Annotated in this window: 17 protein-coding genes and 1 pseudogene; 1 reads left to right on the plus strand and 17 read right to left on the minus strand. The window is 44.0% G+C overall.

Annotation, left to right across the window (positions count from 1 at the left end; translation table 11 throughout):
- Nucleotide 1: 1 nt before the first annotated feature.
- The 13 genes and pseudogenes from minD to BM210_RS00750 all read right to left on the minus strand — a co-directional run bounded on the left by minD (nt 2) and on the right by BM210_RS00750 (nt 11,066).
- Nucleotides 2–796, minus strand: coding sequence for a septum site-determining protein MinD (minD, locus tag BM210_RS00690; protein ID WP_091163564.1), 795 nt, complete (start codon nt 794–796; stop codon nt 2–4).
- 19 nt (nt 797–815) lie between these two features.
- A complete protein-coding gene (locus BM210_RS00695) occupies nt 816–1,466 on the minus strand; it encodes a septum site-determining protein MinC (RefSeq protein WP_091163565.1) in 651 nt (216 codons plus the stop codon).
- Between the two features lie 72 nt (nt 1,467–1,538).
- Nucleotides 1,539–2,063: a rod shape-determining protein MreD gene (gene mreD, locus BM210_RS00700; protein ID WP_091163567.1), complete on the minus strand. Its 525-nt coding sequence runs from the start codon at nt 2,061–2,063 to the stop codon at nt 1,539–1,541.
- A gap of 7 nt (nt 2,064–2,070) precedes the next feature.
- The gene (gene mreC, locus BM210_RS00705; protein ID WP_091163568.1) at nt 2,071–2,931 is read right to left on the minus strand and encodes a rod shape-determining protein MreC; all 861 of its coding nucleotides are present in this window, start codon (nt 2,929–2,931) and stop codon (nt 2,071–2,073) included.
- A 32-nt stretch (nt 2,932–2,963) separates the two neighbouring features.
- Nucleotides 2,964–3,998, minus strand: a complete 1,035-nt coding sequence (locus tag BM210_RS00710) for a rod shape-determining protein (protein ID WP_091163570.1) — start codon at nt 3,996–3,998, stop codon at nt 2,964–2,966.
- A gap of 33 nt (nt 3,999–4,031) precedes the next feature.
- Complete coding sequence (radC, locus tag BM210_RS00715; RefSeq protein WP_091163572.1) at nt 4,032–4,721, minus strand: RadC family protein; 690 nt, start codon at nt 4,719–4,721, stop codon at nt 4,032–4,034.
- A gap of 38 nt (nt 4,722–4,759) precedes the next feature.
- Nucleotides 4,760–4,951 (minus strand): Maf family protein, encoded by a 192-nt coding sequence (locus BM210_RS00720; RefSeq protein WP_256223186.1) that lies wholly within the window; start codon nt 4,949–4,951, stop codon nt 4,760–4,762.
- A gap of 410 nt (nt 4,952–5,361) precedes the next feature.
- Entirely contained in the window at nt 5,362–6,981 is a 1,620-nt protein-coding gene (locus BM210_RS00725; RefSeq protein ID WP_256223187.1) for an extracellular solute-binding protein, read from the minus strand.
- Between the two features lie 83 nt (nt 6,982–7,064).
- Complete coding sequence (locus BM210_RS00730) at nt 7,065–7,925, minus strand: carbohydrate ABC transporter permease (protein WP_091163575.1); 861 nt, start codon at nt 7,923–7,925, stop codon at nt 7,065–7,067.
- A gap of 13 nt (nt 7,926–7,938) precedes the next feature.
- Complete coding sequence (locus BM210_RS00735; protein WP_091164630.1) at nt 7,939–8,898, minus strand: ABC transporter permease; 960 nt, start codon at nt 8,896–8,898, stop codon at nt 7,939–7,941.
- 144 nt (nt 8,899–9,042) lie between these two features.
- Nucleotides 9,043–9,272, minus strand: a pseudogene (locus tag BM210_RS36135) (family 43 glycosylhydrolase); the annotation flags it as partial.
- A gap of 702 nt (nt 9,273–9,974) precedes the next feature.
- Entirely contained in the window at nt 9,975–10,766 is a 792-nt protein-coding gene (locus tag BM210_RS00745; protein ID WP_091163577.1) for a Maf family protein, read from the minus strand.
- A gap of 57 nt (nt 10,767–10,823) precedes the next feature.
- Nucleotides 10,824–11,066 (minus strand): DUF4321 domain-containing protein, encoded by a 243-nt coding sequence (locus BM210_RS00750; protein ID WP_091163578.1) that lies wholly within the window; start codon nt 11,064–11,066, stop codon nt 10,824–10,826.
- A gap of 260 nt (nt 11,067–11,326) precedes the next feature.
- Here BM210_RS00750 and BM210_RS00755 point away from each other — a divergent pair, with 260 nt between their 5' ends.
- The gene (locus BM210_RS00755) at nt 11,327–12,634 is read left to right on the plus strand and encodes an N-acetylmuramoyl-L-alanine amidase (protein ID WP_091163580.1); all 1,308 of its coding nucleotides are present in this window, start codon (nt 11,327–11,329) and stop codon (nt 12,632–12,634) included.
- Between the two features lie 22 nt (nt 12,635–12,656).
- Here BM210_RS00755 and BM210_RS00760 read toward each other — a convergent pair whose 3' ends face one another.
- From BM210_RS00760 to murC, 4 genes are all read right to left on the minus strand, one after another.
- Nucleotides 12,657–14,069, minus strand: a complete 1,413-nt coding sequence (locus tag BM210_RS00760) for an SPOR domain-containing protein (RefSeq protein ID WP_091163581.1) — start codon at nt 14,067–14,069, stop codon at nt 12,657–12,659.
- A gap of 170 nt (nt 14,070–14,239) precedes the next feature.
- On the minus strand, nt 14,240–14,746 hold the full coding sequence (locus tag BM210_RS00765; RefSeq protein ID WP_091163583.1) for a ferritin: 507 nt from the start codon (nt 14,744–14,746) through the stop codon (nt 14,240–14,242).
- Between the two features lie 145 nt (nt 14,747–14,891).
- Entirely contained in the window at nt 14,892–15,116 is a 225-nt protein-coding gene (locus BM210_RS00770) for a DUF1450 domain-containing protein (protein WP_091163585.1), read from the minus strand.
- 175 nt (nt 15,117–15,291) lie between these two features.
- Nucleotides 15,292–16,677 (minus strand): UDP-N-acetylmuramate--L-alanine ligase, encoded by a 1,386-nt coding sequence (murC, locus tag BM210_RS00775; RefSeq protein WP_091163586.1) that lies wholly within the window; start codon nt 16,675–16,677, stop codon nt 15,292–15,294.
- Between the last annotated feature and the right edge of the window lie 2 nt (nt 16,678–16,679).

Genomic DNA, 16,679 nt, shown 5'->3' on the forward strand with positions numbered 1-16,679 from the left:
CTCATCCCATCCCGATAAACTTCTTGAATTTAGTCAATACCCCTGACTTTTCTTCTAATGGCATGAGTGGAACCGTATCGCCCAAAATACGACGAGCAATGTTACGATAGGCAATCGCTGCCGCAGAATTAGGATTCATAACCGTAGGCTCCCCTGAATTAGCCGCTTTAATCACATATTCATCATCAGGGACGATGCCTAATAGATCAATCGCAAGAACTGAGGTGATTTCATCAATACTGAGCATTTCACCCTTTTTCACCATGCTTTGACGAATACGGTTAATAACCAGCTTTGGCGAAAATATTTTCTCATTCTCAAGAAGTCCAATGATCCTGTCAGCATCACGCACGGCTGCATTTTCAGGTGTCGTTACCACAATAGCTTTGTCCGCTCCTGCCACCGCGTTTTTAAAGCCTTGTTCAATGCCTGCAGGGCAATCGATAATAACATATTCGAAATCGCGTTTTAGCTCCAAAATAATATCCCTAACCGCATCGGGGGAAATTGCACTCTTATCCTGAGTTTGCGCAGCCGGCAGCATGTACAGCTCATCGAAACGCTTGTCCTTGACCAATGCTTGCGCCAACCGACAGCGTCCTTCTGCTACATCGATCAAATTATAAATAATCCGATTTTCCAGACCCATGACCACATCCAGATTACGCAAACCGATATCGGTATCCACCATACAAACCTTCTTGCCATTGAGCGCCAGCGCCGTTCCGATATTAGCAGAGGTAGTCGTTTTACCGACCCCGCCCTTTCCCGAGGTTATGACAATTGCCTCACCCATAGTGCTCAACTCCTTCACATTACGGTTCCATAACTAATCTATGCAGATGGTGAATTTTATCAATTTCCATTTTCCCATCTTTGACATAGGCAAATTCCATAAAAGCTTCGTTCATTCCCCATTCATCCGGAGGCCGACTAATAATAGCTGAAATCCGCAGCTGAGTAGGTCTTAAATGAGAAGCTGCAATAATTGATTTATCGTTACCATCCACACCAGCGTGAGCCATTCCACGAAGCGATCCCATTACATAAATGCTGCCAGTGCTAATGAGCTCTCCTCCTGGATTCACATCACCCAGAAATAGGATGTTCCCTTCTTTAACCATCGTTTGACCCGATCGCACGATGCCTTTAATCAAATGCACATCACCCGTGTTGGCTAATATCGCTACTGGATCCACCGTCTGAGACTCGATGGACTGAATTAGCAAATTGCCCTTTTGGCCTATGATGCTTCGGATTTGTTCCTTTTGCTCATTTGAGGCAGCACGGGTACCCAATTTGACGTGAACATGAATGATCGGACCCGTCAATATTTTTTGATGTGTTTTTTCAAGTTTATGGTGCAGCTCTTCGATAATCTCTTCGAATGTGCAATTGTCATCCAGAAGAAATACAAGGCCTTCTTTTACACCTTTAATCATCACATGATGTTTTGTAGCGGCCATCCCCGTCCCTACCTCCCTACACCTATACAATTCGGCTTTTTTCGACGTAACTCCTGCTTGTTCAGCGAAAAATTATTCCTCTGCGTCAGTCTTTGCAGTCTGCATGCTTTCGAACAACTTCCTGACAGGAACGTAGACTAAAAGCGCGAATAGGAGATTTATCAGCATAGTAGGAAGCATCTGATGGAAAAATACCCATTGCAGGTCCAGATGGTTGATTTGGAACAGTTTGTACAACCCATAGATCATGGAGTCAAAAAATAAATTGCCCAGTGCCATGACAAGCATACTGACGATAATATTGGAGTGAAGACGGCGGTGCATCAAGCCAGCCAGATAGCCCGTCAAGCCCATTGCGAATGAAATTGGTCCCAGCATGGGGGAATAATAAATAAAGTCCTGCAGCAATCCAAATATAAGACCGTAAATCAGTGCGGTATGCCGATTAACATACAGACCGATATAGATCACAATCACGACGATAAAATGAGGAGCCACATAGATTTTGGATTGCCATACTGAAGGTATGATCCATTGCAATATGGTACCCTCCAAAATAAACAAAGCCAACAGGATCAGCCAGAGCCATTTGCGCATTATCGACTCACCCCTGCTCCGGAACAATAACGACAAATACTTCACGAAGGTGGTCAAAAGAAGCAAAAGGCTGAATCAGAGCCTCATGTGAGATGCCGAAGTTGCCTTGCTTTCTGGAGACGACTTTACCAATCTCGATTCCTTTTGGAAAAACCTGCCCCAAGCCGGAAGTAATAACGGTATCCCCTACTTCCAATTTATCGTTAGGATCAATCATGGTCATGACGAGCAGTTGTTCCCCAGGATCATAAGTGACAATGACACCAAAGCTTTCATTTTCTTTATTTTTCACGGTCACCGAGATCGCTTTGGATTCATTGGCCGTATCATCAATACCTTTAAGCGTCTGAACTGTAGAATAAAAGGAAGATACCTTCTTTACGCGTCCTACAAGTCCCTCGACAGACATAACGGCCATGTTCGGCTTGACGCCGTCCTGCTCACCCAGATTAATACTTACTGTATTATTGAGTAAATCAGGGTTAACGGCAACGACCTCCGCAATACGAAAGGTATAATTGCCCGCCTGCTTTTGACGCTCTGTAAAGTTTAAAGCTTCTTGCAGCCGTTTGTTCGTTTGTTCAAGATCATTCAATTTGGTCGTGTCGCGCGCGTACTTCGTTAAGGTTTGCTTCAGTACTTTGTTTTCTTCAAAAATCGTACGCACCTGCCGAATATCCTCAAAGAAACCCGCTATATAGCCAGCGGGCTTATAAATTATTCCTTGCGTCCAGGAAATCGTATCCGTAACAAATTTTTCCGGCCAACTCATTCGCTCACGCTTACCAAGCGTCAAACCCATCAGGGCAATAAAGCAAATGAAACCCAACAGCAATATTAATAATCGTTTATTCCCTAGTAATTTCAAAATAACCACCTTCTAATCTTACGCTTATGGATTTAACGTTTGGACTTACTGGTCGGACCCGATCTCATTTTGAACAAATGGAGATGCTCTAGCGCTCTGCCTGTTCCAATAGCAACACAATCAAGCGGATTCTCAGCGACAAGAACAGGCATGCCCGTTTCTCTTGCCAACAGCTTATCCAGATTAAGCAGTAATCCGCCTCCACCCGTAAGCACAATGCCACGATCCATAATATCAGCCGCAAGCTCTGGAGGACATTTCTCCAACGTTACCTTCACAGCTTCGACAATACTATTGACAGTATCGGTTAGTGCTTCCGTAATTTCAGTTGACGTAATCGCCATTGTTTTAGGTAAACCGCTAACCAAGTCTCGCCCACGGATTTCAAAACGAACCGGAGGGTCCATCGTAAGAGCAGAGCCGATCTCTATCTTGATTTGCTCAGACGTACGTTCACCAATCATTAAATTGTAGGTACGCTTAATGTATTGCGTGATGGCATCGTCCATCTCATCCCCGGCAACTCGAACCGAACGGCTCGTTACAATGCCTCCTAATGAAATAACTGCAACCTCTGTAGTGCCTCCGCCAATATCAACGACCATACTTCCCGTCGGCTCCCAGACAGGCAAATCGGCACCAATAGCTGCTGCAAACGGTTCTTCAATCGTATAAGCGTCACGAGCTCCTGCTTGACGTGTAGCATCCTCAACTGCTCTTTTTTCAACGGCAGTTATACCTGAAGGCACACATACCATAACGCTCGGGCGGTGTGGAAATAACAAACGCTGCTTTTGGGCTTGTCTGATAAAATATTTGATCATAGTCGAGGTCGTATCGAAATCGGCGATCACACCGTCTTTCATCGGTCTTATGGCGCGTATATTGCCTGGGGTACGTCCGATCATATTTCTTGCGTCATTTCCTACGGCTTCAATTGTTTTGGTATCTGTCCGGATTGCCACTACCGATGGCTCTCTGACTACGATCCCTTTCCCTTTCACATACACCAGTGTATTAGCAGTTCCTAAATCAATGCCCAAATCTTTCGTAAAACCACCAAACATGCTTAATACTCCCTTCGTATGTTCCAGTTTCTGTTACATCAAACCCTGCTCCTTCAAGCTGATAAAAGCTTGGTCACCAATAACAATATGATCCAGCACATCAATGCCGATAATGTCGCCCGCTTCGACGAGCCGCTGTGTCAATTGAATATCTTCAGAGCTCGGGGTCGGGTCCCCGCTCGGATGGTTATGTACACATATAATCGAAGCGCTGCTTCGTTTAATCGCCGCACGAAAAACTTCCCTTGGATGAACAATAGCTGCATTCAAGCTGCCCATGGAAAGTGTTTCCTGACCAACGACATGATTTTTAGTATTCAAAAACAAGCATACAAAATGCTCCTTTTGTAAATAACGCAGTTCTTCCATCATCAAATCAGCTACGTCCTGAGGGGAACGAACCGTAACGGTATCATTCAACACACTGCGTGCCAATCTGCGACCCAGCTCAATGCTGGCTTGAATCTGTAATCCTTTCGCCGAGCCAATGCCTTTGATCTCGGTTAGCTGCTCCAAGCTCATATCAACCAGACTGCGTAACCCGCCGGCATGACTTAACATCCGCTGTGCCAAATGGACAGCCGACTCCTGATAAGTACCAGTCCTCAGTAAAATCGCCAGAAGTTCCGCGTTGCTTAATGCTTGAGCCCCAACCTGCATCATGCGCTCTCTAGGACGTTCTTCGTTTGGGACATCGCGCAATGTTAAATTGTGCGATTCCATTCATTCCCCCCTGACATTGTGTATTTGTAGAAGTTTTATTATAGCATGATGCCGAGTGAAAGAACAGTTACGCCCAATTCACCTAGCATTTCACCAAACAGGCAGAAAGGCAACCCCACAACATTGAAATAGTCTCCTTCAATCCGTTCAATCAAGGTCGCTCCGATTCCCTGTATGGCAGAGGAACCGACTTTATCTAACTGTTTTCTCAGGGCGATCCATTTCAGCAAAATCCATAATGTTAACCCTCCTGAAGACACAATATAGGGAGGTTGCCATTGTCGACACCTCCCTAACCTATTCGCCAAATATCCAATTATCATTTAACCAAAAATCCATTAACCTAAGTCCACTCTAACTGTTATATCCATTAAATAATTCCCTTGGATTTCAGACTACGAAGATGCCAATCAACAAATACAACCTCACCATTTCGAACAGCTAATATAATATAGAAGCAAGCCGACATCCGAGGTCAGATCACCGCACGCCTTAACAACTCGCAATGGGTAATAAGAGACAGCAATTTTACATGGAGCGGCGGGCATGATAAGCTGCTTAGCATCGCGAATTTCCTTACATTCCGCGGCTTTCGCGAGTAATCATGCCCGCAGAGGCTCCATGTCAAATCGAGCCCTTATTATTTACTATTCTGAGCCTTGTAATTCTTTACATACTCGTCTTGAACTGCCTGGCCACCCTGACCCATGTACTGTTGAACCAATGTTTTATACAGGCTATCCACTTCGGCTGGCTTAGCAACAATTAGTTTTGCAAGCATTTGAGCTGAAAGATTCCTAAGCTCTGCATTGCTTTTTGCATCGGCTGCATTCGGTATTGAATAGAAGTATAGAGTATAATAGTCCACCATACCTACCTTTAAAGCATTCTCTGCCTCCTTTTCATAACCAGGATATCCTGCAGAAATTGCTGCATTATTCTTCTGCTGATCACCAAGCTCGATACCGTTTGAAAGTATATCATAGTCGAGGTTGTTCGCAACCGTCATCATTTTATCGCCTGCATTTGTTGTTCCTGTCTGTTTTGGAACACCATTAACCATATTGTAGTCCACACCTTCCTGACCGTTCTGGAGGAAGAGGGTTACCTTCGGGTCAGCCATCCAGTTGAGGTACTGTATGGCAAGGTCAACATTCTTGCTTGTTTTAGGTATAATGATATACATACCATTTGGGCTGTACCCGTTCTTAGGATGTTTGCCTGCATCATTCTGCCATGGATCGATAGGAATAAGCTCCCCGCCAGGAACGTTCTTTACAAGGTTGGCCAAGGTGCCGGGAGCTGTCCTGTACGGACCATCCCAGTTTGTCTGGAATGCTCCGACTTTTCCATTGGAAATATCCGCATCCAATAGTTTTCCATCCTTGTCAGTTGCGAAATTCGGGCTAATCAAGCCGGCATTATACATCTTGTTCATATATTGAACAGCTTTATCAAACCCTGGCATAGTCCAGTTTGCCAACCATATAGATTGCGCCTGAAGTGTTGCAAACTGTTCTTGAGTAAGATTAGATGGTTTAAAGGCTTCTGGTATATAGCTCAACCCGGGATTTTGAGGTTGCAGGGAATAACCATAAGGAATAACACCGCTTACATTTCCAGGATTCTTCTCTTTGAATGCAACCATGGTGTTATAGAACTGTTCCGATGTAGTAGGCACAGGAAGACCCAGTTTATCGAGCCAGTCTTTACGGATAAACGTATTTGAACCTGCGAGAACAGTCCTCTTGCCTGGTACAGAATATTGCTTGCCATTAAATTTACCATACTTTAATACATCATCGCCAAGATACTTTGTAAGCGTAGGTCCATGTTGCTTGAGAACTGAATCAAGCTCTGCCAAACCACCCTGCTGTACATAATTATAAACAAGTCCCTGATTGTATGTGTAGGAAATGTCAGGCGCCTCGCCGGCTGCCATCAATATGTTCAACTTGTCTACTTCCTGGGCTCTAGGAACTGAAACAAATTTTACTGTGGCATTAAACTGCTTGCCGAAATTATCGTTGATATACTTTGTCCAGAAGTTATTATTCAAATCCGGCTGGCCGGGCTTACCTCTGTCGAATACTTCGACAGTTAATGTTCGATGTTCTTTTGGAGCGGTACCATCTTGTTTGCCTGCTGTACCATCTTGTGCGCCGCTTGGCGAATTGCTCTGACACCCAGCCAATATAGACGACGCAATTGTTAGCGCTGCCACAGAAATGCAGATAGGTCTTACTGCCTTTGCCTTCAAAGAAACCACTCCTTTTTGATATTAGCAATTTTATTTATATAAATTCGTGAAATAGATTAAATAATCCATTTCACGTACCCATATCAACCTTTAACGGCACCAATCATAATGCCGGATACAAAATATTTCTGGAGCCACGGATACACCAGAAGAATCGGAACTGTACCAAACATAATGCTTGCCGCTTTCAATGCCTCTGAAGGCAGATTTACATTGACATTCTCACCGGACATTTGCTGCGAAAGATTGATGACATTATATAGCTTAAGCTGTATCGTATATAAGTTCTGGTCCGTAATGTAGAAAAGGGCATCCTGAAAATAATTCCACCTGAATACCGCATATAGTAAGCTGACTGTGGCAAGTGCCGGCTTGGAAAGAGGCAGCACAATCTTGAGCAGAATCTGCAGCTCGTTGCATCCGTCCAGATGCGCAGCTTCCTCCAGGCCGTCTGGCAAGCTCTGAAAGAACGATTTCAATATGATCATATAGTATACGCTCATCATCCCCGGAAGAATCAGTGCATATGAAGTGTTCAGCAGACCCAGATTTTTTACATTCAGATAATCCGGAATCAAACCGCCACTAAAATACATGGTAAACAACATCATTAGCAATAAAAAACTTCTGCCCTTGAGTCTTTTTTTAGTCAGCGGGTACGCCGCCAATATTGTAACTGTCAATGCAAAGAACGCAAATACAGCCGTCGTGATCACCGTATAAAACAATGAGTACAGCATACTGGCATCACCGAATACAACTTTATAGGCTTCTATATTAAAGTCTATAGGGTAGATGGTAACTGCCTGAGATATAATTGCTCTATTAGAGCTAAGTGATTGCGAAAGAATATAGAGAAAAGGAACTAGGCATATAAAAACCGCAATTATAACAGTAAATGCCGCTGTATAGTCAAAAATTTTATTTTTTACATATTGTGACATTGTCAGTACCTCCTCACCATATTCCATTTTCGCCTAATTTGCGCGTAATATAATTGGAAGTTATCAGGAATATTAAGCAAATAACAGACTGGAACAGGCCGACAGCCGCACCAACTGAAAAGTTCGCAGATTGAATACCTACACGATAAACATAGGTGCTGATAACGTCACCAAAGTCCATAACAAGGTTGTTTTGAATGGTGAATGGACGGTCGAAGTTGATAGCCATAATATTGCCGAGCTGCAGGATTAGAAGGATGGCAATGGTTGGTCTGATACCTGGAATCGTAATATGCCAAATTTTCCTCAATCTTCCTGCACCATCTACTTCAGCAGCCTCATACAACTGTTTGTCGATTCCCGTCATAGCAGCAAGATACAAAATTGTACCCCATCCTGCGTTCTGCCATACTCCAACTAAATTATAAGTTGCAACCCATGCATACTTGTTCGTGAGGAACGGTAACGCTTCTCCACCCATAGAGCTAATTAATGAATTTAACATACCTGTGGGAGAAAACAGCTGAGTAACAATTCCACCGATAATAACCCAGGAAAGGAAATGCGGCAGATATAGTATGGTCTGGCTTACTTTTTTAAACTTATTCCCTACCAGTTCATTTATTAAAATTGCCAAAATGATCGGTGCTGGAAATCCCACAATCAAATCCAAACCGTTAAGCATCAAAGTGTTTCTAACAACCTGAAAGAATTGTGGTGTTGCAAAAATTTGTTTGAATGTTGCAAAATTATTCCACGGACTCATGTTTACGCCCTGAAAAATGTTGTAATCCTTAAAAGCAATCTGTATGCCATACATGGGAGCATATTTAAATGTCAATATATATGCAACAGGGATAATCAACATAAGGTAAAGTATAAAATCCTGCTTTATATAGTAAGACAATCCTTTCTTTCTTTCCAACGGCTTTCCAACGCTATCCTTTTTATCCAGGGCAACACTACTATTCATTGCTTTCATAAACTACAACCTCCTTCGCTATACTTCGTGGATAAAGTTACGTTCAACGAATGGACGGCTCAATAATGAACCGTCTTTTTTCATGGGTTTTAGCCCGGTACAATACGAACTAAGGTAGCGCACATTTTTGTTTAGCAACGGTCTGCCTGTAAGATGAGCCAAATACCATTCGCATGTATGCGTTTGCACAATTGAAGCATGCCCGCACTTTTGCAGCGGATTTTTCCGGCCGCGTGCCATGACGTAAGGAAGAGATTGTCCGGATGCAGTTCATAAGGACCGTCAATCGTTTTCGACCTGGCCAAAGTGGCTGCGTGCTCATACCGGGTTCCGCCCTCTGCCGTAAGCAGGTAATAGCATGCACCTTCTTATCCGAATAAGTAAGCCAATACTTCCCGTCGTGGTAATTAAATATGGAGCCCATACCCCGCTAGAGTTCAGAGTTGCACCCCGGGAAATCATTCGAAAGTCGAAATATGTAATAATCGTCTTCAATCCTGCAAAAGCTCGGATCGGGATTATCCCCCCTCAGTACCGGGTATTAAATGTTTGCCATGGCCATCGCTCTCTCGTATTTCCCTTGGTTAGTTCAATGAATAAACTAATTGGTAGTGGATATGCTCGCCCCTCCTAATTTTATGTGGGGTGTTAACGCTTTCACAATCTGATTGTATCCCAGATTTTAGTCGATGTAAACCCTTCTTGTATTCTAGTAATATTAGTTTTGAATTAAGCTTGTCCCACCGCGGAAGATATATCAAGAAAACGATGCGCAGCTAGAGATATAGTCCTTCAACTACAGTAATATATTCCTAAATAAAGGAATTTTTATGATTATATTGGTGATATTCCAAAGGTATATCCTGCTCTATTAACCCCGATTTTTTTCTCCCATCGATCCCCTCCTCGTAAAATTTCCTTGCTTACTATGATTAAAGTGCTGTTTCATATTGAGCTTGAACGCAAACACATCGCCAAAATGAAAAAGGTGCCATAAATAACGGCACCTTTATCAACTATTTTTATTGCTAAAACCTTTGACATACCCAATTCCATAATGGTTGCACTTAGACTTTAAATGGGCTGATGTCAAACTTTAACAACATTTGGTAAAGTAAGTTGAGCGGAAGCCCCATTACACTGTAAAAGTCTCCCTCAATCTTCTCGATAAAGACCGCACCTAATCCCTGTACGCCGTACGAACCGGCCTTGTCGAGCGGATCGCCAGTTTCTATATAGGACCAAATTTCCTCATCAGACATCGGTCTAAATGTAACCTTACTGACAGTATGTCCAACAATTACCTCTGGCTTCCCAATGGACGATTCAGATAATACACGATACTGACCAACGCCTCCAAGGTGCATTGTGGTGTCATAAGACCCCGCTTTACCCATCGGTCCATTCGTATCGATATACTTATCAATCTGAGAAGAACTCATTGGCTTCATGTGGACTGCTGCAGCCCGATGGGCATACCGTTCATGTTCCGTATTCAGAGCCATACAAGCAATTCCACTGTAAACATGATGAACCTTTCCCTGCAGAGACCCCAGCATGCGTGCGGCATCTTGCCGGTCTCTTGGCTTGCCAAGCACCTGATCGCCCAGCACAACAATCGTATCGGAACCGATCACGATCCCCTCTGCCCGCTGCTCGGCTTTTAACATTTCGCAGACGGCTGCTGCTTTGCGACCGGACAGCTGCTCTACGATTTCAGAAGGACTCATTCCCGGCTCTGTATCCTCCTGAACATCGCTAACCCGAATTTCATAGGGAAGACCCAAGGTTTGAATTAATTCCTGCCTGCGTGGCGAGGACGATGCCAAAATGATTTTTTTTACGTCACATATCGACATATATAGACTCCTTGTCTCCAATAGGTTAAAGTTTAAGTAGTATTCCATTATGATCTGCTATAATCTGCGAAAAATCCAAAAAGCCGCAACAAGCCCCACCAAGCTGATTAAATTGAGCTTCATTTGAAATTGGAGATCGTACTTGATAACCAATAAATCTGCTTTTGGCTGCCAGGACAGATCAACTGACTTGGTCAGAAAGGCAAGTGCAGGCACTGAAACCAGCAATTGACCAACCAAACTTCCCGCTACTAATCCGATGAAAAGCAGCAAAATGAAGGTAAATGTATTCTTTTTCATAAATAGCTACACGTCCTTTGCATGTTAAAAATGAAGCTGTTAAAAAGGCTGCTGCTACTGCGCTCACCGTATTATAGCACATGCCTTAATCCTGTAATACAGCCTCTTAAATACTTAATAAGAAAGCATACCTTGGCAAGGCTAACAAGCGAAAATTTGAAAGTTAATGCTTACGAAGTCAGTTTTCTGACGAAAACTTTTAAAGTTAATGCTTACGAAGTCAGTTTTCTGACGAAAACTTTAAGGAGGAACCATTTTTTATGTATCGGTCTTATACCATTATTATTTTTATCCTTGTTTGTTTGTTAACGGCTCCATCTTCGTCATGGGCAATAAAAATTGTAGTTGACCCTGGTCATGGGGGATCGGATTCTGGGGCAGTGGGTGTGAATAAGCTGCTTGAAAAAAACGTTAATCTGGATATCGCTACAAAATTAACAAAGATGCTGGCAGATCGCGGCTATGAAACCGCTATATCCAGAGAAGATGACACGTTTCTGTCACTCAAAGAACGGGTTGACTTTACAAACGCGCAGCAAGCTGATTTGTTTGTCTCAATCCACGCCAACTCAATGCCAGGCAATTCCAAAACAAGTGGTGCTTTGATTTTGTATCACGATAATAATTATCCACAGGAGGACTATCCGGCAAGTCCGGAGATGGCTGAGCTTACGCCGCAGAGTAGGGAGTTTGCTAAGGTTGTTCTGAACCATTTTATAGACGCTACAGGCTTAGAAAATCGTGGTGTTGTAGCAAGCGCCGTATATGTGGTTCGTATGGGAGCCATTCCAAGTATACTGGTAGAAACTGCTTTTCTTTCGAATCGTCAGGATGCCGCGCTGCTGGCAAACGATAAAATGAGAACGACAATGGCACAGGCTATTGTGCAAGGCATTGAAGCTTATATGCCTCCGGATACACCGAGTGAGGTATTCACCGATATGCGTGAGCATTGGGCGCGGGAAGCTGTGCTTCGATTGAAAAATCAGGGGATTGTGGATGGCGTCGGCCGTCTATTTAAACCGAACCGTGAGCTGACCCGAGCGGAATGGATGACCCTGCTGGATCGGGTATTCGATTTGTCCAAGGTCATGCAGCCCGCAGCGAGTACTACCGTTTGCATGAGCAGCAGTACGGTTGCTGCTGTAGTCTACAAGAACGATGAGAGCTGTGCAAAGCCTCCAATGCCGTTATTTATGGATATAGCAGGTCACTGGGCAAATGACGCCATGAATAAGGCTGTCATCTCACATATCCTTGACGGCTATGACGACGCAACATTACGACCGGATCAACCAATTACTCGTGCAGAGGTTTCCGCTACGTTTCAGCGACTTGCACTTCCAGCAGTTGTTGGAGCAGTAACAGGTCCTGCGTCTTTCACCGATGTACCCACGGATAATTGGGCTGCCAAATCGATCTACAGTCTGCAGCTGGCTGGCTGGATAGAAGGTATCGCCGCTGATCAGTTTATGCCGAACCGGAGCATGACACGTGCCGAAGCAGCCTCTTTACTTGATCGATACGTACAAAGCACACAAAAAGCGCCAACCACTCAGCAGCCATAAGCTGAGCCGGTCGGCGTTTTTTTTATGTTGCCAGGATAACTTGCCTGAATTCTTTTTGCGCAAGTGCAGCCTGCAAAATCGCATTTTGCGTCTGCCATAGCATGGCAGCTGATGGGCTTTTGCGATATTCATCCAAAGAAGTCACAGCTGAATTCATCGCACTGTTTATTTTAAGAACGGCTGCCTTCCCTTCCTCGGAAAGCCCTTCGTTTACTCCCGCAGTCATTCCTGCCCAAGTCTGATGAGCTGTTTTCAAGGATTGCACCTGTGATGCATCCATTCCGGTTAGTTTGGCTTCGGTTAAGTGAGAAACTGTTAGTGGGGTGATTTGCTGAATCAGATTATCCCCTTGTAAGATAAAGGCCGACACAATGTCTGTGGACTTGCCTGTCCATTTGATTTTTGTTAACGCGGGCATGTCAACACTTTTAACGATAACATCAATCTTTTGTTGTTTAAATTGCTGGGCAAGACGGGCAGCTTCATCGCGATTGGAGGCCATCCCCACATATACAGGATACTTATCACCTACATCACTCACCGCAGCAAGACCTTTTTTCTTCATCTCCGACTGTGCGGCAGCAGCACCTTGTGAAGTGCTGAACACACCGCTTTGCAGGAAGGTCAGGGTTTTGGCTGGCACGTTAACAGCAGCCATCGCCCCGCCATTAGCGGATGCCGATACCGCAACCGAGCCGATTTTATCAGCTGCTTTGCCTGCAGAGCTGGCCGGAGCTATAGCACCGGAGACGGGAACGGCTTGATCGGTTGGTGCTGTTTTGGCTGGTACCGCAGCATTCGCCGTGACATTGGCAGCTGCAGGCACTGTCGCATTTGTTTTACTATCCTGCGAGTCCTGCGAAAACATCGAAAGCACAAGAAACCCGAAAGCTGCACCCGTAGCGACAGCTCCGGCAACCGATGCTGCGACCTTAAACCAAGAAGCCGCCTTTTTCCTTCTCCTAAGGAAGGTTTCCTCCGGCACATACCAACGATGATCTCGAATCGGATCCATATGGTCGTCTTGTCTAGTATCCTGTGCAAAAAATGGATCATCCTGTTCCAATAGCCTATGATTGGGCGCACCCGTATCCCGATTTAATTCATAATTCAGATCAACAATCGGTTCCTGACCAGATACTTTTATCGAACCTGGTCTTGATTCATGTCTGGGTTCATGTCTGGGTTCATGTCGGGTCCCATGACCTGACTCGCGAATCAGCTTCTCCACCCGCTGCGTTTCCGTATCAAACGAGCTTTCCCAGCCTCCAAAATCATTGGGGTATGGATTTAATGTCTGTGTGTCTACAGGGGTGACTTTATATTCTTCCGGGCGCAGCGGGATTACCTGCTGCTCTTTCGGTTTCCTCTCAGGATTCCCAACATTGTTTCTATATCCCTGATCAAACCGAAATGTCATTTTGGCTTTGCTCATTGTACTTCGCTCCCTTGTCCAAATTCGTATTATTAGACTATGAAAGGGAGCAGATGAATAGAACAATAACACTAGACTTTCGATAGCTCTGCACAAAAAAGCAGCTGATGACTGAACGAATCTATCGTCCAGGAATCAACTGCCTGCTGGTGATCATACAAAAATGCTATTTAAGGTGCAGGTGGCGTAAATACTCGACCAGCAAACTCCGTATCCATCATGAAAAATGCATTACTGTCCTTGTCAATCCGCTTCAGCTTATTAATGATGGTATCAAACATCGCTTCTTCTTCCACCTGCTCATCAATGAACCATTTCAAGAACTGAATCGTGGCATGCTCACGTTCATTCATCGCAATATCCGACAAGTCATAGATCCGCTTAGTAACGATCTGTTCGTGTTCATAAGCATGCTCAAATACATCAAGCATCGATTTATAATCGTTTTGGGGATTATCCATACCGATTACAACAGCTCTTCTGCCGCGGTCATTTAAAAACTTATAAATTTTCATTGCGTGAAATCGTTCTTCTTCAGCCTGCACAATATAGAAGTTGGCAAATCCGTCCAAGCTTTCTCCCGAACAATAAGCAGCCATGGCCAGGTACACATGGGAGGAGTAAAATTCGAAATTCATTTGATCGTTCAGAGCTGTACTTAAGGAATCATTCAACATACGAACACGCACCTTCCATGGATTATTTTTGTTGTAAACCCCACACGTAGAGTGGAAGTAGTATCACCACTATACACAAAATAGGAGAAAGAATCCACAATAGGCTCAAGCTCATCGTTAAAATCGTCCCTTCGTATGTACCTTATTAACCTATAACCTGCTTCAGCTCTTTGTAGAGCTTACGCGGGCTTGAAGCATAAATAACGTTTGATTTGCCTAACATTACAAAGCATTGCTTGGAGCATAGCTTGCAGTTTCCGAGGCAATCCTGCTTCTTTTGCTTAATTTCCGGAAAGCGTTCCTTAATGGATTTATAAACCTTTTTGGAACCAAGCTTCAAGTTTTTACAGCAGTATTTGATTTTTTTCATATCCTGCTCCTTATCTCACAAGTATGCGCTCGTATACAATGATAATAGTTATCATTATCAGTGTCAATGTTAATTTAGATAATTTAGACGAAGCCGGTGATTGTGCACGCAAAAAAGAACAAATCTTAACGTCATACTGCAGACGTCTTCGATTTGTTCTTTTTATAACTTTATTTTATTTGGATTCTGCTCGTTCATACAATGTACGGGCTAACCCGGACGCCGCTTTCCATATATCCCCGGCTCCCATTGTAAGTACCAGATCACCGCTTTTAACATGATCAAGTAAAAAAGCCTGTACTTCCTCTTTACTCGGAATATAGCAGACATGCGAATTACTGTTCTGACGGATCAACTCAACCAGCTTGGATGAGGTTATGCCCTCAATCTGCTGTTCGCCTGCTGGTGAATAAATATCCGTGATGATCACTTCATCCGCTTCAGAGAATGCTCGGCTGAATTGATCAAACAAAAAGTACGTACGCGTATATCTTTGAGGCTGAAATACAGCGATAATTCTTTTACCTGTCGCCTTGGCCGCGCTGATAGTTGCTTCAATCTCAGTTGGATGGTGTGCATAATCGTCAATGATCAGAATGTCGTTGACTTCACCAAGCACTTGAAAACGACGCTTAGCTCCACGAAAATCCATAATAGCTTCCGCAATCTGATCAAAGCTCAAACCCGCTTCCATGCAGGTAATCAATGTGGCCAGTGCATTGTATACATTATGTTTACCCGGCACAGACAATTGGATCACACCCAGCACACTGCCCTGATGTTCGACCTCAAAGCGCACCTTGCGATCACCAAGCTCTATGTTGCGGGCTGTATAATCGGCATCAGTTTCAATACCGTAAGTAATGACTTCACTTTTAATATCGGGTATCATCTCTTGAAGATACGTATCGTCCTTACAAACAATAGCCTTGCCTTCATCGCTCACCTGACTCAAAAACTGGGCATAAGCCTTTTTCAAGTTCTCAAAATCCCCATTGTAATTTTCCAGATGATCGGCTTCAATATTATTGACAAGTGCGATCAATGGATTGTATTGCAGAAAAGAGCCATCACTTTCATCAGCTTCCGCAACGACCCATTCTCCCTTGCCCGCCTTGGCATTACTGCCAACATTCATGATTTCGCCGCCAATAATGAAGGTAGGATCCATTTTACACTCCTCCAACACGAGTGCGATCATCGAAGATGTTGTTGTTTTGCCATGAGCACCGGCGACTGCAATCCCCTTCTTCTGGTTCATGAGACGCGCAAGCATTTGTGAACGATGCAGAATCGGAATATTCCATTCCTCCGCAGCTGCCATCTCCACATTATCTTTAGGCAGGGCTGTCGAATAGACGACAACATCGGCTCCTTTGACATTCTCTGCCTCATGCCCGATAAATACAGTTGCTCCCTTGGCAACGAGCTTTTCCGTAAGCTCCTGGGAAGCAAGGTCAGACCCCGATATACGGTAGCCCATTTCAAGCATGACCTTGGCAATAGCACTCATGCCATATCCGCCAATACCGATAAAATGAATGTGCTCAGATGTATTCACGC

The sequence above is a fragment of the Paenibacillus sp. 1_12 genome (assembly GCF_900114475.1).
In the GTDB taxonomy this organism is placed as follows: domain Bacteria; phylum Bacillota; class Bacilli; order Paenibacillales; family NBRC-103111; genus Paenibacillus_S.